The 241-nt window shown below is 24.5% G+C and carries 1 protein-coding gene; it reads left to right on the top strand.

All coding sequences use genetic code 11. The features are described 5' to 3' along the window. Positions 1–241, top strand: a 241-nt coding sequence (locus AC1RQI_RS17465) for a hypothetical protein (protein WP_481905871.1), incomplete at both ends; no start/stop codon positions are given.

The following is a 241-nucleotide window of genomic DNA, read 5'->3' as shown; positions in this document are numbered from 1 at the left end:
AGAAATTTCTTTTCTATTACTTTTGTTAGTATTAATAGTTATCTTAAAGTTTTTAAAGATTGTGTTAATGCTGATGGAAAAGCTATTCCTTTAGTTCAAAAACTATCTGTTGAAGAAATTAAAGCTCGTCTTGAAACTGTTGAAAAACATAGTTTTCATATAACAGATAAAGATGATAGTCAATTACTTTCTATGATAGGTTATATTAATAAGACTAGATGTTATAAAGATTCTAATGGAA

The organism is Salicola sp. AFF1, from assembly GCF_056783195.1.
Note: the sequence above shows the minus strand (reverse complement) of the source record. Positions and strands in the feature narration are given on the sequence as shown.